16 protein-coding genes are annotated in these 20,482 nt (G+C 59.3%); 5 read left to right on the top strand and 11 right to left on the bottom strand.

Translation table 11 applies throughout. The features are described 5' to 3' along the window. The first annotated feature begins 126 nt into the window (after window positions 1-126). Window positions 127-2,682: an ATP-binding protein gene (locus tag M3436_11495; protein ID MDQ3564729.1), complete on the top strand. Its 2,556-nt coding sequence runs from the start codon at window positions 127-129 to the stop codon at window positions 2,680-2,682. A gap of 26 nt (window positions 2,683-2,708) precedes the next feature. On the opposite strand, the gene M3436_11500 is transcribed toward M3436_11495, so the two are convergent. From M3436_11500 to M3436_11510, 3 genes are all read right to left on the bottom strand, one after another. Further along, on the bottom strand, window positions 2,709-3,170 hold the full coding sequence (locus M3436_11500; protein MDQ3564730.1) for a hypothetical protein: 462 nt from the start codon (window positions 3,168-3,170) through the stop codon (window positions 2,709-2,711). 1,180 nt (window positions 3,171-4,350) lie between these two features. Continuing rightward, window positions 4,351-5,550 (bottom strand): ornithine--oxo-acid transaminase, encoded by a 1,200-nt coding sequence (rocD, locus tag M3436_11505; GenBank protein MDQ3564731.1) that lies wholly within the window; start codon window positions 5,548-5,550, stop codon window positions 4,351-4,353. Between the two features lie 4 nt (window positions 5,551-5,554). After that, on the bottom strand, window positions 5,555-6,496 hold the full coding sequence (locus tag M3436_11510) for an arginase (GenBank protein MDQ3564732.1): 942 nt from the start codon (window positions 6,494-6,496) through the stop codon (window positions 5,555-5,557). A gap of 150 nt (window positions 6,497-6,646) precedes the next feature. On the opposite strand from M3436_11510, the gene M3436_11515 reads away from it, so the two are divergent. Further along, complete coding sequence (locus M3436_11515) at window positions 6,647-8,173, top strand: aldehyde dehydrogenase family protein (GenBank protein ID MDQ3564733.1); 1,527 nt, start codon at window positions 6,647-6,649, stop codon at window positions 8,171-8,173. Between the two features lie 1,150 nt (window positions 8,174-9,323). Here the strand turns inward: M3436_11515 and M3436_11520 are convergent. Further along, window positions 9,324-10,331 (bottom strand): glycosyltransferase family 1 protein, encoded by a 1,008-nt coding sequence (locus tag M3436_11520; GenBank protein ID MDQ3564734.1) that lies wholly within the window; start codon window positions 10,329-10,331, stop codon window positions 9,324-9,326. Window positions 10,332-10,333: 2 nt separating this feature from the next. Beyond that, window positions 10,334-11,131 (bottom strand): UDP-2,3-diacylglucosamine diphosphatase, encoded by a 798-nt coding sequence (locus M3436_11525; GenBank protein MDQ3564735.1) that lies wholly within the window; start codon window positions 11,129-11,131, stop codon window positions 10,334-10,336. A 211-nt stretch (window positions 11,132-11,342) separates the two neighbouring features. Between M3436_11525 and M3436_11530 the strand changes: the two genes are divergently transcribed. Next, window positions 11,343-12,428 (top strand): dipeptide epimerase, encoded by a 1,086-nt coding sequence (locus M3436_11530; GenBank protein MDQ3564736.1) that lies wholly within the window; start codon window positions 11,343-11,345, stop codon window positions 12,426-12,428. A gap of 88 nt (window positions 12,429-12,516) precedes the next feature. Beyond that, window positions 12,517-13,176, top strand: a complete 660-nt coding sequence (locus tag M3436_11535) for a hypothetical protein (GenBank protein MDQ3564737.1) — start codon at window positions 12,517-12,519, stop codon at window positions 13,174-13,176. A gap of 141 nt (window positions 13,177-13,317) precedes the next feature. On the opposite strand, the gene M3436_11540 is transcribed toward M3436_11535, so the two are convergent. From M3436_11540 to M3436_11565, 6 genes are all read right to left on the bottom strand, one after another. Further along, window positions 13,318-13,971: an OmpA family protein gene (locus tag M3436_11540; GenBank protein ID MDQ3564738.1), complete on the bottom strand. Its 654-nt coding sequence runs from the start codon at window positions 13,969-13,971 to the stop codon at window positions 13,318-13,320. Window positions 13,972-13,989: 18 nt separating this feature from the next. Further along, on the bottom strand, window positions 13,990-15,831 hold the full coding sequence (locus tag M3436_11545) for a hypothetical protein (protein ID MDQ3564739.1): 1,842 nt from the start codon (window positions 15,829-15,831) through the stop codon (window positions 13,990-13,992). Between the two features lie 205 nt (window positions 15,832-16,036). Next, the gene (gene dinB / locus M3436_11550) at window positions 16,037-17,074 is read right to left on the bottom strand and encodes a DNA polymerase IV (protein ID MDQ3564740.1); all 1,038 of its coding nucleotides are present in this window, start codon (window positions 17,072-17,074) and stop codon (window positions 16,037-16,039) included. Between the two features lie 112 nt (window positions 17,075-17,186). Continuing rightward, the gene (locus M3436_11555) at window positions 17,187-17,747 is read right to left on the bottom strand and encodes an RES family NAD+ phosphorylase (GenBank protein MDQ3564741.1); all 561 of its coding nucleotides are present in this window, start codon (window positions 17,745-17,747) and stop codon (window positions 17,187-17,189) included. Window positions 17,748-17,760: 13 nt separating this feature from the next. Then, window positions 17,761-18,096 (bottom strand): MbcA/ParS/Xre antitoxin family protein, encoded by a 336-nt coding sequence (locus M3436_11560; GenBank protein ID MDQ3564742.1) that lies wholly within the window; start codon window positions 18,094-18,096, stop codon window positions 17,761-17,763. Window positions 18,097-18,375: 279 nt separating this feature from the next. After that, window positions 18,376-19,452: a hypothetical protein gene (locus M3436_11565; protein MDQ3564743.1), complete on the bottom strand. Its 1,077-nt coding sequence runs from the start codon at window positions 19,450-19,452 to the stop codon at window positions 18,376-18,378. An 841-nt stretch (window positions 19,453-20,293) separates the two neighbouring features. Here M3436_11565 and M3436_11570 point away from each other — a divergent pair. After that, window positions 20,294-20,482 (top strand): methane monooxygenase/ammonia monooxygenase subunit B (locus M3436_11570; GenBank protein MDQ3564744.1); only part of this gene is annotated, 189 nt, incomplete at its 3' end.

A 20,482-nucleotide genomic window follows, 5' to 3' on the forward strand; every position in this document is an offset into this window, starting at 1 on the left:
TGAACAGTCGCCGCCTTACTTCAGACTCATCTTGTATTAGAAATAAGCCCTCCCTTCAGACTCATCTTGCATTGGAATAGACTGGGGCTGTCCAACATTGTCCGACGATGAGATACTACCCGCCCAATGGCCAGCGAGCCCGCCTTCGCATCGATCGGTAGTGCAACTAACACAATCGACGTCCGTCTGAGCTACCGGATCATCGAACTGTTTTCCGAAGGCCTGTACGCGAGCTCGAACAAAGCGGTCGAGGAACTCGTCGCCAACTCCTTTGACGCAGGCGCCCAGCGTGCACAAGTCCTGCTTTCCCCCAACCTCCACGAGCAATCCGCCACCATCGTCGTCATCGACGACGGCGAGGGCATGGACGTTCCCGGACTCAAGCAGCACTGGCTGATCGGCATCAGCAACAAACGCCGGCTGAGCGCGTTGCCGCAGAATCGCCAGCAGATTGGAAAGTTTGGTATCGGAAAGCTCGCCACGTACGTTTTGGCGAATCGCCTGACGCACCTCAGTAAACGTGGAGGCAGGTACCACTCCACGTCGATGGACTTCAACGCGATCGACAAGAGAGTCGATAAGGAAATCGAGCCGAAACGTCCGGTCAGGATGGCGTTGCGCGAACTGACCGAGCAGGAGGCGAAGCAAGCGGTAAAGTCTTGGACCGACACACCGGCGTTCAAGGCGAGCGGGATGAAGTTGTTTGGTACGGGAGTGCCGCCGTCATGGACTGTGGCGGTTATGTCGACGCTCAAGCCGAAGGTTCACGAAATCAAGCCGGGAATTCTTGAGTGGGTGTTGCGGACAGCGCTATCTCTGCGACCGGACTTCGGTATCTGGCTAAACGGCACCAAGCTCGTTCCGAGCAAACAAGGAAAAGGTCTGCTCAGGACCTGGATTCTCGGCAAAGACATGATCCAGTTGCCGAAGCCGAGTCCGAAAGGGGTGTCGGCGTCTGAGGACTCGAACGTGCCGATGTCGAGCGAACATCGTCACGGGATCGACGTACCTGGCTTGGGCCGAATTACGGGATACACCGAAGCTTACAAGGATCTTCTCACCGGCAAGTCGGACGAACTCGGGCGAAGTTACGGCTTCTTCGTTTACGTCTATGGCCGCCTCGTCAATGTCGTCGATGGGCATTTTGGGATCTCGCCGGACGAACTCCGACACGGCACTTTCGGCCGATTCCGTCTCGTCGTCCACATCGACGCGCTCGACCAGGAACTCCGATCGAATCGAGAGGCGATCAGCGAAGGCCCGTTGCTCGCCACAGCCCAAGACGTTCTGCGGGCCATCTTCAACGCGGTACGGCCGACCCTGGAAAAACACGACGAAGGCGAGGAGCCGGGTGCCAAGCTGGGGCGCCATCTCGCCGCGAGCCCCGGAAGTCTTTCGCGGCGCCCGATTCTCGATCTCGCGCGCGCCGTGGTCGAGGGCAGGGCAAAGTCGCGCTTCCTGATCGTTCCTGAGCACAAATCGAGCGCCGAGCGGAACGCGTTTCTTACATCCCTCGAACAGCGGACGACGGATGGTGAGGAGTTCGTAACCGGACTCACCATCGACTACAACGGGTCTCCGGAGGATGGGATCGCCCGATACGACACGGCAACAGGCGTCTTACGGATTAACGCGTGGCACCCGTTCGTAGCAACCTTCCATGACGAGTTTGCAAGCAAGGGCGTCGGCCAACCCCTCGAACTATTTGCGATGGCGGAGGTCCTCGCCGAATCCCATCTTCACACTATCGGCGTGAAATCTGACCACATCGAGGGTTTCCTTTCACTTCGTGACCAGTTGCTAAGGACTCTCGCCAGCGGCTCAGGACGACAGAGTGCCTTCGCGCTTTCCTTAGCCCTGCGGAACGCTAGGAATAACCCCGATGCACTAGAAGACAGGCTGTGTGCGGCCTTCAGGAGCTTGGGATTTGAGGTGACACCGATAGGCGGAAAAGGCAAACCCGATGGCGTCGCAACGGCGTTGTTGTCGGCGGACGGCGACGGCACGCCACGGCAGTACGCGGTGAGTCTTGAGGCCAAGAGCAAAGAGAAGGACCATGGAAAAGTGGCCGCCGGGACAGTGAAGGTTTCTGCGATTGTTCGTCAGCGGGAAGACTATCGATGCCAGCATGCGCTCGTGGTCGGGCGCGCCTTCCCAACTTCGAAGGGAGACGCATCGGCTCTTGCGAAGGAAATCGACGACGACCGCAAGAAGACAAATGCCATCGGTGAACCGAAGACGATAACGCTGATTACGATCGATGACCTGGCTACGCTCGTTCGCCTTCGTCCGGTAAAGCAGATAGGGCTTCTCAAATTGCGAAAGCTGTTTCAACAGTGCAAGCTGCCTAAAGACAGCGCCAATTGGGTTGCTTCGGTCAAGGCAAAAGCGGTAAAGAAACCGCCCTACAAACGCATCGTTACGACAATCGAAGGCTTGCAGAAGAAATTCAAGCGGGCTTCAGTGAAATACGCCGCGCTGCGAGTTGAGCTGTCGCACTTGAGTCCTGCAATTGAGTACGAAACCGACGATGAGCTGATCGACCTGTGCAAGGCAATGGCCCAGATGGCCCCCGGAGCGATGTTCGCTACCTCAGCAAGCGTCGAACTAGACCAGAGCGCTGAGAACGTCATCGCGGCGATTGACGCGACGACCAAAGATTATCCAGCTGAAGAGTTGTAAAGACCGATGCGGCACGATGGAACGCGTTACGCTGCTTGCTTAGTGAACCGTAGCACCACTTCTCGTCGGATTCGTCCGTCGAACGCGGCAACCGCACCGTTGGTGCGAAACGAGGGTGGGGGTAGGTACCGACGGTTGGCTGGTAGCGTCCGGACACGCCGCTCAAGTAGCTTCAGGCCAGCTAACTCTGCCACGGCAGCCACTACAGCAGCATTGCGGATATAGGTTCCCCTAACGGTGTTTTCACCTACCACATAGACAGCATCGCCGCCGGGCTTAAGGACGCGCGCGACTTCGGTTAGAGCTCGACGCATATCCTCGATATAGCCGGCCAGGACTGCCTTGTCGCGCGACGCCAAAGGCGGCCGTAACTTCAATTCCTTCAGGATCTGACCGATTTCCTGATCGTTCGAGGCGGTGCGATTGCCGACTTCAGTTCCCACACTGGCTGCACGCAAGCCCCGAAGTGTCGCGATGCTGTGACCCATCCACACGAGCGAGAATTTGCTGCATCGCATGTAGTCGATCGCGTTGAGGTACGGCGGAGATGTAAGAACGAGATCGATCGACGCATCTGCCAGGGGGAGGGCACGAGCATCGCCTCTCCGAATGCGTGCAGCCGGACCGCGCCCATCAGATGTTCGGTGAAGGCAGTTCTCCACAACTCGGCCTACGGCTGACAGAAAACCGCGGAACGGTTTTGTGGGCGCTCTCTTAAATGCCCTGTGTGGTCGACTGTGCGCCAAATCCATCGCGAGCGACGCGCCGGCCTGTTTCGCAATAATGAGCCGTGAGAACGCGCACCAAAGTACATCGCGAGTAGCTGGATCGCGGACGCGGCCGATCGCTCCCGCGAGTGCCGTTAGCTGACGGCGCGCATACTCATCAAACCAGTACCTCAGAAACTCACGTGTCTCGTCATCCGCCTGTCGAGGATATGCGTCACGCGCGCGTAAACACGAGAACCGGCTTCGAGCACGCGCGAGCACTTGCGACGCCCTCTGCCTGACGAGAGATGGCTCGGTCGAGGTTGTCCATACTCTTGCGATCAGCACAGCGAGCGGGTCGATATCGACGCCGATTGCGCAGTGCCCCTTGGATCTCGCTAAGGCCAGCACGGTACCTGAACCCATCATCGGGTCGAGCACCCGCAGGGACTCACCGGCACTTTCGAGCACGTGAACGGCGATCCCTGGGGCCATGCGGGCGGGAAAAGGATGAACCGATTCGCGTCCCAGGGTTTCGTAAATGGATTTCCTGTTTGAGCTTGTCATCGATTGATTTCGAAGTCTCTTACGTACTCGACTCACGCCTGTGCACAACTGGAGGGTCTTGTAGGCCGAAGTCTACATCCAAATTTGCGATACGGTATACGCTGGAGTTTCGCCGGCAGATGGTTGAGCTGGTTCGGGCCGGCCGGAAACCGTCGGAGTTATCCAAAGAGTTTGGTTGTACGTCTTGGTCAATAAACCGCTGGGTTACCCATGCTCGGAATCCTCATGTATTTCAATATACACTCCGGTTCCTGCGCTCCGGCGGAAAGCCAGGGCCAGGGAATGGCCCTGTTTGGCGCGCCGAGGATGCAGCGCGACTTTCCTTCGCTCGCGACGATTTTTCACAACCGCTCGGCGCTGCCGGGTGCTGCATCTACAGGCTAGGCCAGGCGGCCTATCCCAATTCTAGAAAAGCATCACGGATGCGATCGCAGGCCCAATTCAACTCGGTCTCGGTGATGATGAGCGGCGGAGCCAGGCGGATCACGCTTTCGCGGGTATCTTTGGTGAGGATGCCGTGGGAGGCGAGCCGCGTACAAAGGTCCCGTGCCGAAAAGCGCCCGGTGTCGATCTCGATGCCGATGAATAAACCCTTGCCGCGCACTGCGCGAATATAGGGGCTTTGCAGGGCGCGTAACCGTTCGACAAAGTACTCGCCCAGCTCGGCGGCGCGCTCGGCCAGACGCTCTTCGACGAGCAGCTTCAGTGCTTCGAGGCCGACCGCCGCGGCGAGCGGGTTACCTCCGAACGTGCTGCCGTGGCTCCCCGGCGTGAAGACCTCCATCACCTCGCGTCGTGCAAGAAACATCGATACCGGCAGGAAACCGCCCCCGAGCGCCTTGCCGAGCGTGATCCCATCGGGTTGGACCCCCTCGTGCTGGCAGGCGAGCATGCGACCGGTGCGTCCGAGACCGGTTTGGATCTCATCGCAGAGAAGCAACACGTTGTGGGCGCGGCAAAGCTCCGCGCAATGCTGGAGATAACCCGCGGGCGGTACGATGATCCCGGCTTCGCCCTGGATCGGTTCGACCAAAAACGCCGCCGTGCGGGGATTGATGGCACGCGCGAGGGCCTCGGCATCCCCGTACGGGATGCGCACGAAGCCCGCGGGAAAAGGTCCGAAGTGCTGCCTATAATCGCGCTCGGAGGAAAGTCCCACGAGGGTGATGGTACGGCCGTGAAAATTGCCGTCACAGACGATGATCTCGGCGCGATCCTCGGCCACGCCCTTGACCTCGTAAGCCCAGCGCCGCGCGGCCTTCAGCGCCGTTTCCACCGCCTCGGCCCCCGTATTCATGGGTAAGCCCATGGCGAGGCCGGTAAGCTCGCAGGCGCGCCGCACGAAGGGCGCGAGCACCTCGGTGTGAAACGCCCGTGACACGACCGCCAGCCGTGCCGCTTGCTCGCCTAGGACCTTGAGCAAGCGCGGGTGTGCGTGGCCGAAACTGACCGCCGAGTAGGCGCTCATCATGTCGAGATAGCGCTTGCCGCGCTCATCCCACACATAGCATCCCTCCCCGCGTGTCAACACCACTGGCAGCGGCTGGTAGTTATGCGCGCAGTATGCACGCTCCAGTTCGATGACCGATGGCATACGCTTACCTCCTCCAACAGGCCGCCAAGAGGTCAATAACCAGCCGGGCGGTCTTGTCCTCGCGGTCATGCAAGGGGTTAAACTCGGCTATTTCGGCCAACGCCGGTTGCGGCGCCAGCCGTCGAAGGCTTTCGACTAAATCGAGCCCCCGCAGGCCATTGGGCGCCGGAGTACCGACCCCGGGCGCGTCCGTGGGGTCAATTGCATCGAGGTCGATGCTAAGCCCGACGGCGGCGGCGCCGCGGGAGGCGATCGCGAAGGCCTCGCCTAGGCTCCGCATAAGGCCCCGCGCCCGCACTTCGCCCATCGTGATCACCCGCACCCCAAGGCGGTGCAGCAAGTCCGCCTCCTCGGGCTCGTAGCTGCGTACGCCCACAAGACAAACATTCTCAGGGCGCAGCTTGGCGCCAGGGTAGAGCAGATCCGTAAGCTCGGGCGGCCCGACGCCTAGGAGAATAGCGAGCGGCATCCCGTGCAGGGCGCCGCTCGGGCTGGTCGCTGGGGTATGACTGTCCATATGCGCATCGATCCAAACGAGGCCCAGGGGCCCGCACAACGCAGATGCGATCGCGCTCCAACTTGCAATTGCGCAGGAATGGTCTCCGCCGATGAGCGCGACACGCCGGCCGCCGTGCAGCCCGTGCCTGACAGCGGCGGCCAGTTCCTCGCAGTACGTTTTGATTTCTTTGATGCTTTCCGTACCGGCGCGGAGCGCGGGCCGGCGCACGATGTCGGCCCACACCGCTTTGAGGCCGTGGTCGCGCAACTGGCTGGTAAGACCGTATTCCCGCAACGCGTCAGGGCCTAAGCCACAACCCGGATCGGCGGCGCCGATCCCCGAAGCCGCGCCAATAACGCCTAGCTCGGTGGCGGCGTGCGGGACTGCTTGGGTCGAACCAAGCAAAGCTTCGCCATCGCTTCGATCGTCCAGGACATGTAAAGCCATAGGTAGAATCGCAGTTGATGCCGAGTGATTGAACTCACCGCTTTAGACCATTGCCGCTTTGGTTTGGTTTGATGTTTGGCCGGCGCGCGGGCACCTTGGCGCTACCGCCGCGTCTAAAGGTGTAAGCCCTACCTTTTGAGTATCGAAATGATGAACTTCTTGAACGAGTTGGGAATTGCGGAGGTCAACCCGGGATCCTGCACAGGGCCGGGCCAGTGGTCCGGCGGGACGGACGCCGGCGTCTTGTCGTCGTACGCACCTGCCACGGGAGAAATCATCGCGAGCATCTACGAATCCACCGTCGCTGACTATGAAGCGGTGCTCGAACGCTCGCGGAGCGCCTTCCATGGGTGGCGCCAAGTCCCGGCGCCGCGCCGCGGCCAGCTCATACGCCGGCTCGGTGATGCGCTGCGCGCGCACCAGGAGGCGTTAAGCGGTCTCATCGCCTTGGAGTCCGGCAAGATCAAGGCCGAGGCCGAAGGCGAAGTGCAGGAGATGATCGACATCGCTGATCTCGCCGTGGGGCAATCGCGCATGCTGTATGGATGCACCATGCACTCGGAGCGGCCCCGGCACCGCCTCTATGAACAGTGGCATCCGCTCGGCGTCGTCGGGGTGATCACCGCCTTCAATTTCCCCGTCGCTGTCTGGGCATGGAATGCCTTTATCGCAGCCGTGGCCGGGAACACGGTCATTTGGAAGCCCTCCCCGCGCATTCCGCTCGCGGCCGTAGCGGTTCAGCGTCTGTGCAACCGGGTGATGGAAGAGGCGGGCTACAGCGGCATCTTTTCGCTATTCGTGACGCGCGACAATGAACTCGCAGAGCGTCTGGTGCGCGACCGGCGCGTGCCGCTTATTTCATTCACCGGGTCGACGGCCGTCGGGCGGCGGGTCGGGGAGATCGTCGCCGCGCGCCTTGGGCGGAGCCTCTTGGAGCTCTCAGGCAATAACGCCGTGATCGTGGATGAAAGCGCCGACCTTGCTCTCGCCGTGCGCGCGATTGTGTTCGGAGCGGTAGGGACCGCCGGGCAACGCTGCACCTCCACGCGCCGGTTGATTGTGCACGAGAATCTCTACCAGACCATCGTCGAACATTTGATCGCAGCCTACCGTCAGATCCGCATCGGTTTGCCGCTAGACCCCGAGGTCGTGATGGGCCCCCTCATCAGCGGCGAGGCGGTGGCGGCATTCTCTCGCGCCCTACGTGAAGCCGAAGCGTCGGGCGGTGAGATCCTGTACGGCGGTCAGGTCATCGAGAGTCCGGGTTATTACGTGCAACCGACGCTGGTGCGGGCGCAAAACCACTGGCCGGTCGTCCAGCGGGAGACCTTCGCGCCGATTCTTTATCTTATGACCTTTAAAGACTTCGACGACGCCATCGCGATCAACAATGACGCCCCGCAGGGTTTATCCTCGGCGCTCTTTACCAATGACCTGCGCCGCGCCGAGCGCTATCTCGCCGCCGCCGGATCGGACTGCGGGATCGCCAATGTCAACGTCGGCACCTCCGGCGCAGAGATTGGCGGCGCCTTCGGCGGAGAGAAAGACACGGGCGGGGGGCGCGAGGCCGGATCCGATGCCTGGAAATGCTATATGCGCCGCCAGACCAATACGATCAATTGGGGGGCCGAGCTTCCCCTGGCCCAAGGGATCCGCTTCGGCGCCTACAAACCCTAATTCGCTGTTCAGAGAACCGGGGCCACCTCTCGCCTCGCCAAACAAATCAGGGGATCACCCAAGTATATTGACCTTTTTTACAATCGCTAGCTAGGGATCAGTCGTACGACGCTCTGGCGGCGCATGAAGGGTTACCGTATCCCGGATAATTCTCACGCCGCGGCACTCGGAAACTGACGCCGCCCGTCCGCTCCGACCCACGGATCGGTATTCTGAACCGTTCCAGAAAATGTGGGAGTTCTGTGTCGCTCTGGCTTGATTCCGAGGACTCCCAGCAGTACTGTGCCCGCATGAGCTATCTCGATCGCATCAGCATCGACCCGGCAGTCTGCAGCGGCAAGCCCTGCATTCGCGGACAATGCCTATGGCTTTCGTGTGGGTCTACCGCCGCGGGCCGGAAGTTTGGATCGGCCTGGGTTTGGCTGTGGACCCAGCGACAACGAAGCCCCTGGGGTGTGGACTGCCAAAGCATCCGCAGACGGGTCCCGTCCGATCGGTCCACACCCAACTCGTTAAATGCATTCATAGTGTCGCTCCTCTTTGTTTGGTTGAAGATGTTCGGCGTTCAAGCCCCAACTCGCTCGGGCTCTTACTGAGGAATTTCCTGCGACGGGGGAAAAGGTTCAAATGCTCGTTTTCCTCCATAGCCTGATTACCCATCGCCGCGAGCGTAGCGGCCTTGCCTTACACGATGATTTCAGGAACTGGGAATTGGCTTACAACTGAAACCGATTCGGTTACCGTTGTAACGATGATGCGCTGAATCGGCGGCCCTCGCGCAATCGGCCGGCAGTCCGGAGAGGCGGGCGCAGTGTCTTGGAGGCGCGGCTCGACCCGCTTCAACGGGCCGAGCCTCATCCGACCGAACGCCCGTCCTGGGCATCGGTCGCACGCGGGCTGACGCCGAGGCCTTGTGACCGGATGGAACGAAGTGGGAGCCGGCGTCAACCACCGCCAGCGTATTAATTTAGTATAATGCCGGCTTGCAGCCTCCGTCTGAGGCTTGGAGACCCGATGCCTGCTCCGCATATCCTTGGGTGGCGGACTGACTCGCAAGCCCGATATCGAGCAGATTCTTGAACCGCGATTTTTGAACTGATTCGATCCGATGGAGTCCTCTGCACGGACTCTCGCGGCACGCGACGCCGTGTCACATTGCCGCGGCGGGACTCAAGAACGACGCGAACACCTCGGCGCAGCGCCGCCAGGAACAAACCCGCGCGTAGTCCGTGCATGCCTTGCTGTCGAGCTTGAGCGCATCGAGCGCGGCTTGGCGCAAGTCTTCATTCAAGAAGCCGGTCTGGTTCGGCACCACGACATCGATGGGTCCTGTCACGGGATAGGCCGCCACCGGAACGCCGCAGGCCATCGCCTCTAGCAGCACCAGACCGAAGGTGTCGGTGCGGCTAGGAAACACGAAGACATCGGCGGCCGCGAGGTAGGAGGCCAGCTCCTCGCCGCGCTTCCATCCGACGAAGCGCACCGCGGGATAACGTACCCTCAAGTCCGGCAGGTCGGGGCCATCACCGACGACAAACTTGCTGCCGGGAAGGTCCAATGCCAAGAACGCTTCGATGTTCTTCTCCACCGCCACCCGGCCGGTATACATCGCAATCGGCCGCGGCGCATCCAGGAAGCCCTTCGGGCGCGGCCGGAACAGATCGGTATCGACGCCCCGCGACCACACGGCCACGTTCTTAAAACCATGGGCAAGGAGCCGTTGTTGGACCGAGCGGGTGGGGACCAGCGTGTAGGTGGCTAGGCCGTGAAACCAGCGCAGGTAGGCGTAACTCCACCTTATGGGAATCGGCGCGCGCATCCGGACGTATTCGGCGAATTGCGTGTGGTAGGAACTGGTGAAGCCTAGCCGCCGACGTTTACAGTAACGCCGTACCGCGTGGCCGATCGGGCCCTCGGTGGCGATATGGACCGCGTCGGGGCGGAACGCCCGGAGCGTCTTGGCGACGCGGGCATAGGGAAACAACGCCACCCGGATACTGGAATAAGTCGGGCATGACATCGTAGGGTGCCCTTGCGGCGTTAGGTAGATTATTTCATGCCCAACGGCCTCGAGCTCGGCGCCGGTCTTTTCCAAGGTCGTGACCACACCATTGACCTGGGGATACCAGGCATCGGTGGCAATCGCAATCCTGGCCATCCTTAGGCCGCGACGGCTTGAACCGGCTTCAAAGAGTGCTGTGCATCCGACCAATGCACCAGCTCCAAAGATCCGTCGTGCAGCTCGACCAGCGCGGTGCAACTCTCTACCCAGTCACCGCTGTTGCAATAAAGCACTCCGTTGAGGCTGGTGATCTCGGCCCGATGGATGTGGCCGCAGATCAATCCGTCCACGTTACGTCGGGCGGCTTCATAGGACAGCGCCGCTTGGAAGTTGCTCATGTATTGAACGGCGGTTTTTACCTTGTGCTTCATGAAGCCGGCCAATGACCAATAGGTGAATCCGAGCCGGCGGCGCACGTAGTTAACGCCGTGGTTCAAACGCAGCAAACCGTCATACACCTTGGTGCCGATGAGGGCCAGGGATGGTGAGTATTTCACCACGGCATCGAATTGATCGCCGTGCAAGACCAAGAACCGGCGTCCGTCGGCCGTGACATGAATGACTTCATTCTTGATCAGCACATTGCCGAACACCATCCCATCGTAGTCACGGAACATTTCATCGTGATTTCCCGGAACAAACACCACGCGGGTCCCATGCTTGGCCTTGCCGAGCAGGGTGCGTAATACGTTATTGTGGGATTGGGGCCAGAACAGCCGCTTTTTCATGTGCCAGAGGTCGATGATATCCCCGACCAGGTAGAGGTAATCGCAGCGCGTGGAACGTAAAAAGTCGAGCAGAAACTCGGCGCGGCATCCTGGAAAACCAAGATGAACATCCGAGATCCAGACTGCCCGATAATCCCCTCCTCGACCCAGCGTATGTATCGTCTTCATAGGCGCATCCCGAGGATAGAAACGCAACGATTATGACGGGCTATTATTGCACTTAAATGAAGAACTTATGTCGGTTGTGTGAAGGTTGGATATAGAAATCCTGAGCTAATGATGATACAAGAACGACATCATTCTGGGGCTCCGATGGCCCGGCGACCGTTCACCGCGCGTTCGCTTACCGGCCTCGCGGTCTTGTGGATATCACGCGCCGATGAGCAAAGGTTTTTTAATCCAGAAGATTGAGATCCACCCGCTGGACGTGCCCTTGATCGCACCCTTTATTACCGCCGCATCGGAGCTCGAGATGGTCAACAACCTTGCCGTTAGTATCGAACTGACCAACGGCGCGCGCGGCTGGGGCGAGGTGCCGATTTTGCCTCCGATCACCGTCGAGGATCAGGCGAGCGCACGCGCCGCGCTTGCCAATGAAGCCGGACTGCTCGCCGGCAAGAACGCGGGTGCATGGCGGCGCATCGCGGCGGAGATCACCGAGCGCCTCCCGCACCTCGCGGCGGTGCGCGCCGGGATCGAAATGGCCTTGCTCGACGCGCTGACACGCAGTTGGGGCGCGGCCTTGTTTCGATTTTTCGGCGGCTGCGAAGACCAGGTGATCACCGATATCACCATACCGATCTGTCCCGCCGCCGCCGCGCAAGACCTGGCCGCGCGTTATCGGCAGGCCGGGTTCACGACCATCAAGGTGAAAATCGGAGGTGATCTCGGCTTGGACAGCGAGCGGGTGCGCGCCATCCGGCGCGGCCATGCTGAATGCCGATTGATCCTCGATGCAAACGCCGGTTACACGGCGGAGCAGATCTTAGCGTTATTGCGGGAACTGCGTCTTGCCAAGGTCGAGTTGGCGCTGCTGGAGCAACCGGTTGCCCGTGAAGACTGGGAAGGACTCGGGAAGCTGGCGCGCGAGGCCGGGATGCCGGTGGCCGCCGATGAATCCTGCCGCAGCCCCGCGGATGCGATCCGGATCGGAGTCGAAAAGCTCGCCCAGGTCATCAATATCAAGCTTGCCAAATGCGGCGTCGTACAGGCGCTCGAGATCGCCGCGATCGCACGCGCTTCGGGCCTTGGGCTCATGATCGGCGGGATGGTGGAAACGCGCCTCGCCATGGGCTTTAGCGCGCACTTCGCGGCGGGGCTCGGCGGCTTCGATTGGATCGATCTCGACACGCCGCTCTTGCTCGCCGCGGACCCGATTGCCGGAGGATACCGTGCGCAGGGCGCGAGATACCGGCTGGATACCGGTGGCGCCGGACACGGCGGATACTTGCGGGTCCGCGGTTAAGCATGGGACATTGGCGCGGGGATCGTCGAAGCGAAAGGCAGCGGTCGGTTTATCATCGTTCGGGTGTGAGTGGAGAGTGGACATGATCTTGAAATCCTCATTGCTTTCCTTGGCGCTTAGCCTCTTCTGCTACGGCTGCGCGGACGGAGGCCTGCATCTCAAAATGGAGCTTGAAAAAACCTACGGCCTCATGGCGGGCGATCCCGTGGTGTTTGAAAATGACACCGTGGGCGCCGTCGCTTCCGTGGAGTCCCGCGATCCCAATGGGTTTATCGCCAACCTCGAGATCGCCAAGGAGAAGCGCGAGTTAGCGACAACGGATGCTCGCTTCCGGATCGCCGATCGCCCAGCCGTTGCGCGACGAAAGCAAGTCGAGATTATTCACGCCGGCGCGGATGGAACGCCGCTAGAAGAGGGCGCGACGGTTCAAGGCACCGTAGCATCGGTCCCGCTGTTCCCGTTTAGCGAGCTGTTTGGGGGGATGACGGAAGGCCTCCGGAACTTGAGAGAACAGACGGAGCGCTTTCGGCGGGAGTTCGAAAACATTCCGGACTCCGACGAAGCCCGCCGGTTGCACGAGGAATGGCGGCGGCTGCTCGAGGAAATTCAAAAAGCGCAAAGCGAAGCGGCAGAGTCTCTGCGCGAGGAAATACTGCCCAAGCTCGAAGAAGAGATGGAACACTTGAGAAAGAAATTCGAGGAAATGAAACCCAAGGATCCGAAGCGCGGCCCGCCGTTAGAAACCTAGCCAAACATATTTGAAATTCGAGGTACCTCTCAACGTTTCCTGTCCCTCCGGGAGAGGCACCGTCTTGTCTCCCTGGGACTCCCGGACTTGTTAAAGTGGTTCTCTACGACATTGAATATGTGAGAACCTAGTGACGAGCGCCTATTTTGGAATCGATTCCAGCGTCGGAACGGGCGCGATCTCGACGCGCCGGTTATGGGCGCGGTTGGCTTCGGAGATGTTGGCGGCAACGGGTTTGGTCTCGCCGAAGCCGGCGGCGAAAATCTTGCCGCGAGGGAACCCCGCCGCAATCAGCGCCCGCATGACGGTCAACGCCCGCTCGGTCGATAGCTCCCAATTATCCCGGAACGGGCTGGTGATCCCGCGCACCGGCCGATCATCGGTAAAGCCGCTCACCATCACATTCATCTCGCCCTGTCCGGTATAGATCCGCAACGGCGTGGCTATGTTTACGATCAGTTGCTGGCCTTCGGCGGAAAGCTCCGCCGATCCCAACTGAAACAATACGCTGCCCTGCATCCCGATACGGCCTTCCCTGAGGGTGATACGCCCTTCGGCCAGCGGTTTCGCCAAGGCGCCCTCCAACGCCGCCAAGCGCTTGGCTTCCGCTTGGCGAGCTTCTTTTTCTTCCCGCAGTTGCACCGCCAACTCGATTTGCAGCACCGTGGACCAAACGAAAAGCAATACGAAGATCCCGAGCAGGCCGACCATGATATCGGCGATCGCCGGCCAGATGCTCCACGCCGGGGTGGCATCCATGCCTTCATCGGCGGGCGGCGTCGGTGAGATATTCATCGGAGGTCGGCGCCGTAGCTAACTCGATTCACGCAAGGCCGTGATCAAACGCCGCAATTCGTCGCCGCGATGTTTGTCCGCTTCGGAAATCACCTGCACGATCTCCTTGAATTCCTTGATACGCGCCCGTTCTCCGTAGTGCAAAGCTTCCGCGGTCTCCGCCAGCGCCGCGATGAGCTTATTGAAATGCGCATCCCAACCGGCAGCTTTATCCGCGATGCCAAGCTCCACGCGTTTTACCAACTGCTGCGCCCAGGCATTGAGGCTGGTGATCTGTTCGGTATCGGCGCGCCGGCGATCCTGCAGATCCTCGCGCATCTTTTCCAACATGGAGTCGAACTGCCGCTGTTGACGGCCCTGTTCAATGCCCCAGGTCTTGCGCAATTGCTGGCGATCTTCCTCGTGCCGATCGACGATTACCGCATACTTAAGCGACAATTCGGATAGATTCTTGGCGGCCTGATCGGCGAACGTGGAGGTCTGTTGGTCAAAACGCGTCACCAGATCCTGGTAGTGCTGGTTCATCCGTCCCAGGAGATCCTGGTGCTGCGTCGCCAGCGCTTCGGACTCCTGGGTAAATCGAGCGCGAACGGCGTCGAGATGACTCTCGAGCGCCCGGCGCTGGGTCTCGCCCTCCTTGAGTCGGCTTTCGGCGTCATTTCGCCAGCTTGCATCGACCGTGGCCACATGCTGTTCCAACTTCTCCAGGTAACCGGAATAGTGTTTACCGATCGTTTCCACATACGCTTTCAACGCGCCGGTAAGCTCCTGGGCATGGACAGCTAACTTGTCGAAATGCTGAAGCTCTTGCACGCTTCGAGCTTGCCGCTCCAATTCAAACAACTTCAAGATCTCACCACGTTGTTCTTGATCGCGTTGCGTACCGCTGTCGAAGCGGGCCTGGACTTTGGAAAAAAGATCTTTACCGGCATCATCCATAATGCCGGCCGCATGCACCAGTATGCCCTTGATGGCGGGTTCAATCTCGGCGCTAAAGTGTTTCACGGCGACGTTTAAATCCGCCCGGATAAGCTCCACCTTCTCGCTGATGGCGCCGGCGACGTGATTCGCAAGCAACTCCTGAGCGTTACGGGTATCATCGCGCGCGGACATTAAGCCCGTCACGGCATCCTGAAAACGCTCCACGACAACGGGAAGGGCCGTCCCCTGTTCGACCAGCTTTTCGAGCGCCGCCGTCTGCCGCGCAACTGGATGAAGCTGGGTCAACGAGCTCGCGGCGAGGCCCGAGACAAGATAATTGAGCCGGCTTTCCTCGCGCCGCGTCAGCGTAGCCGCCAAGCCCAGGACCACCGAGGTCGCTACCCCCGAGACCGAGGTACCGAAAGCGCGCGCCAGCCCGGCAATCGGGGCCAGCAGCGAGTCCCGCAAGGTTTCCAGTTCGGCCGTGGTCTGTAGCGCCTCGCGCGTACCGCTCAAGGTGTCGACCAAACCGATGAAGGTCCCAATCAGGCCGAGCAAGATCAACGCACCGATCAAATAAGGCGTATACGGTGCGCGCAAACTACTCACCTGCACACCCTCGTAAAGCCGGCCATGCACGATTCGATAGAGCGCGGGGCTTAAGCTGTCGAACTGCTCCTCGGCGGGCAGGTTATCATCCAGTGCTTGGATTTCTTTTTGGAACTGCTCGATGTCGGTGGTTTGCAGCCATAATTCATTGATGCCGAAGCCGAAACCCATCAATATGAGCACGACGATGAAAATCGCGCGGAAATCCTCGTAAGGAGCATAGGTGATGATGACCCAAAGCGGAATGATCAGGCCCAGCAATCCGCAATAGAGGATGAGAAAGCGCGGCGCGGTGAGGCGGGCCCAGAATTGTATTTTTATATATTGCATAGGGTCCTCACTCTAGAATATACACTTAACTCGATGGACCACAACACCGCTCGCCTAATTCTACCGGCGCATCCCCCGAGACAGCGCGCGCCGCAGGGTGAATATTACGCAGAAACACCGCGTCCATGCCACCACTCATGCACCGGCATGTGAAAGCTTTCACTAAGGAGGCGCCCGCGGGGAGATCCTGGCCGGGCTAATGGCGTTACTGGACGCGCGATTTCTCGAGCCCGCCGACCCGAATACCGATGAGCCGCACCTTTTTGCTCAACGCGACTCGCCGCGAACAATCGAAGGCGGCTTGCCGGATAAGGTCGCTGGAATCGGTCGGTTGGTCCAAGGTCTTCTCGCGGGTATGGGTTTCGAAATTGCTGAACCGCACTTTTAAGGCGACGGTTCTGCCTCCATAGCCGTCATTGCGCAGGTCGTCGGCCACCTCTCCCGCCAGCGTCGCAATCACGCTCGCGAGCATTTCCAGGTCCCCGATATCGTGTTGGAAGGTGCGCTCCCGGCTGTGGGATTTCGGTTCTCGATGCGTGACCACGGGCCGTCGATCGATGCCCCGCGAAGCCAGGTAAAGAAACTCCCCGTGGGATGGACCGAATTCCTTCACCAAATCGGCGAGGGGTAGGCGAGCAAGTTGTCTAATCGTGGTCACGCCCATCGGAACTAGGCGTTCCGCCGTCACCGGCCCGATGCCAGGTATGCTGCGAACCGGCAGCGGCCAAATGCGATTTTTCAACTCCGCTTCGGTGAGGACAGTCAGACCATCCGGCTTGTCGAGATCGGAACAGATCTTGGCAAGCAGCTTGTTCGGCGCAATCCCGATCGAGCAACTAAGACCGGTCCGTTCCCGAATGCGTTGTTTTATTTTAGTTGCAAGCTGCTCCGGCGCCGGTTCGAGGCCGGTGATATCCAGATACGCCTCATCGAGCCCGGCATCTTCGACCAGCGGGGTGAAGTCTCGCAGTATGGTCTTGATGATCGCCGAGACGCGCGCGTACAGCTCGTAATCCACCGCTAAAAACACTGCCTGCGGACACAGCCTGAAGGCCGCGCGCAGGGGCATGGCGGAATGGATCCCGTGGTTTCTCGCTTCGTACGAGGCAGTCGATACGGCGCCCCGTTCGCGCGGATCCCCCCGCCCACCGATGACGACGGGTTTACCCGCGAGATCCGGGTTCCGCTTTTGCTCCACGGCCGCGAAAAACGCGTCCATGTCGATGTGTAAGATTTGCCTCATGCAACTCGGTTAACAACAATTCGTAGGGTGGGTAAGGGCGCAGCCCGTAACCCGCCGGCCTGACACGCACAGCGTGTCTCCCAAGACTCTGCGATGAATCGGCTAAATCGCTTTATCGCACTGGCTGATCGGATACGGGAAGGAGCTTATTCTCCCGTGCCCACGCGATCCAGTCGACTTCTTCAGTGGCGAGCACTTCGAGATCATTAGCCACACCGTGGTTATCCGTAAAAAGTACCAGGTTCTCACAATCCCAACGCGCGGAAGGTGCGATCAGGCCGTCGCATTCAAGAAAGGCGACGGCCGCCCCGATTTCTTGCGTCCGCGTGTAACCCGCTTCGCTATACAGATCCCAATTAACGCCGAGTTCGGTCAGGTCCGTACGGAGGAAACGAAGCGTTTTCTTCGTTGTGAGGCGAATCCGATGTACTGCGGCAGGTTTGGTGGGCAGGGGCGTATATTGACTCCACTGAAAAACGAGTTCGGCGAGAGCGCCCGCGCGTTTACAACTCGTATAGAGCGCAGCGACACGGTTCTTCGGTGCCCACCGACCACCGCTCGTTGAAGCGGTCAGCGCATCTAAGCTCCTCCGCGTTGCGCGGAAAACCTCGTCATCGAAGGCTATCGGTGGAAATGCACTGAGTCTATCGAGCAGCTCCAGATCATGAATCAATAATCACTCTCCCTCATAAATATACGCCATCTCGGAGTTGGTCAATGACAGCAATCACTTCGTCCGTCTTACCTTGCTGAATGAGTGCGGCTGGTGTTGCGCCGCCAAGCCGTTTCTGTCGAGAAAACAGCCAAAGTCGAGCCTCTTGTGGCTCGTAGAAATCCGAAAGCTGCTCGACGATGTACTCCAATTCGAGAAGAAGTTTTTGTGTATCGGAGCGCGGAAATGCTTTCCCCTGGTTCCAGCGCGATACAGTTTCCGGCCGCGTCCCCAAAAGGTTCGCTACGTCCACGGAGCGCATTGCTCCCTTTTGTTCAATCAGTTCCAACTTACGTGCGATTGCGTTCATCGTCATAAATCATGGGTTTTCTAGTTCTCTGTGTAGGATGTGTGAGCGCTCACCGAACGTGGTACGGACGGGATCACGAACCGCCCGCGTTCTGGGCAATTGCGCAAACGACCGTGGCAGACGCTTGCTTGCATACTCGCCAAGGGCTACTCGTAGCATGTCAAGTCGCTTTCGGTGTTTCCGGGTTTTCTTTGCCATCGCCTCGTCCGGCCAGTCTATGTTGCCGCGAGTGCCCGGTCGGTCGTTGGCCTAACATTCTGTTCGAGAAACCGTTGAGCCCTAAGTTGTTCCGGAATCTGGCTTAGATGCGATACTTCTTTTGTCCGCTGGTAGAGGAAATGGCGCGCAGGATTCTCGATCATATCGGTAATGCCGCGTGGGGCAGCATTTATCGTCACGACAGCCGAATAAGGCTTTCGCTTGTGACGATGTATCAAGGAGCATCCGCGCCTCGGCGGGCTTGAGCATGAGGTCGAGCTGAGGAATGTACACCCGCCGATGCGGCCCGAAACCGCCTTCAGCGCGGGGTCTGCGCCAATGGCTCGTATCAAAACGCTCGCTGAGGGTTACGCCATGTGCTAGACCACCAGTTGCGTTGAATGCTAGCAAGGAAAGGCCAATCATTCCGCCTACATGATCCGCGATAATTGGGATACCAAGCTCGTGGAAATCAGCCGCTGCTTCCAAGTAGGTCCGGATGGCCGAGGCTGAGCTACCGAACCCAAATCCATCCACTTTGAGCCACACAGCTGACGCCGGAGCTGTGCGGAGTACGTTTACAAGTTTTGACCGCTGCTCAGGATCTCGGAGTGCGCTGTATGCTACCGCAAGTGAATAAATGATCGGGACTTCGCTGCCATTGCTGCGGTCGAGATAGTCCCGTAAGCGTCTGGTCGATTCGAGATCGGTCGCCAGCCATTCATCATCGGCCGAACGTAGGACATGCGTCGGCGCCAACACCTGAGTGAAACCATGCTCTAGCACGAAGTCGCCCAGTGCAGCTAGCAGCCGCCTTCCAGACCTTCCCTCAAAATCGACTGGGATATGCGGTCTACGGACCCCCCAGGGCAGATCACCAAGCACGTTGTTGTATCCGCCAGGCGTTGCAGACTGCTGAGTCTTGGGATCAAGAATCGCATCGAGCCGGCGGTTTAGCACCTGTTCGCGAAGATCCTGGTGTCGCTTCAATAGCGTTGGGTCAAATACAAAACCGAAACAGGCTGCCTCTCCAGATGCGATGAAATTGAGCACTTCCAGATGGTCGTTGCGACCAAGCCAAAAGTACAGACCTATGGGATCCGGCGCAGGTCGTACGCTGCGCGGGTACCTCGGAAACACTGAAGTGTCATCAAGCATTGACATACTCCTTAGGCTTTGAGTAGATCTTAGCATTGACGTTATCATTGCGCAAGCAATTGATGCTTATTTCCTGACTAAGAAACTCGCCATGCGCTCCAAAATTTGAAAAGGGCGGGAACTACCGCACCTGAGCTGTTCCGGTGTCGCTCAATTCGGCGTCTATGAAACGGCGTCGAAGATTGGCTGTGTGGTCCGTTCACCCAAGAGATCATAATTGCTCTCCTACGCGTGAGGCTCTCGCAGTGGGTAGATGGGTGCACAAGCACGGGGGGTGCTTCGAGATCCTCCACTGCTAGGCAGCACGACCCCGCGCTCGCTCATCCCCAGCCAGAATACCAGTTTAACCAGCGCGTCAGTTGGTAAGCAGTGGCCTCCGTATCGGCTCACCATCACCTTGGCGGCACAGCGGCGCTCCTCGCCGTGATCTACCTCCTTCCCACCTCTACGTCGCCTTTGAGCTACCCGAAAGTACACTGGCCGACCATCCGTACAGGCAACGGTCATAATCTACGTTTTCTATTCCGTCATGCCGGTGAAAACCGGCATCCAGGCGAGCCTTCGTGCGCCGCACTGGACCCCAGCTTTCGCTGGGGTGGCGGTGATACGGGTGTCATCCATGCTTAGGAAAATTATGCCCGATCGCGGTACAGCAGCCTCAATCCCTCGCTTGGACAAATGGCCGTGTGCCAATGGGTCGCCTTACCCCTTCCTGTCGCCTACATGCGTCATGTAGAATTCCCACATGTGCTTGGACTTCCTATTTTTGTTTTTCCGCATGAATGAAGACGTGAGATCGCCTACAAGACGCTCTGTACTTTTCCTAGGTCTGCTCATCGCCATGGCCGGCGCCCCTGAAGATGCACGGGCTCACGGCGAGAAGTCACAGCAGGCGTTTTTGCGCATGCGGACTATCCACTGGTATGACCTGAATTGGTCGACGGACAAGCTCAAGGTGAACGAGAAGATGACCGTGTCCGGTAAGATACATGTGTTCGAGAACTGCCGGAAACCGCGGCCAACCCCGAAG

The sequence above is a fragment of the Pseudomonadota bacterium genome (assembly GCA_030859565.1).
Taxonomy (GTDB): domain Bacteria; phylum Pseudomonadota; class Gammaproteobacteria; order JACCXJ01; family JACCXJ01; genus USCg-Taylor.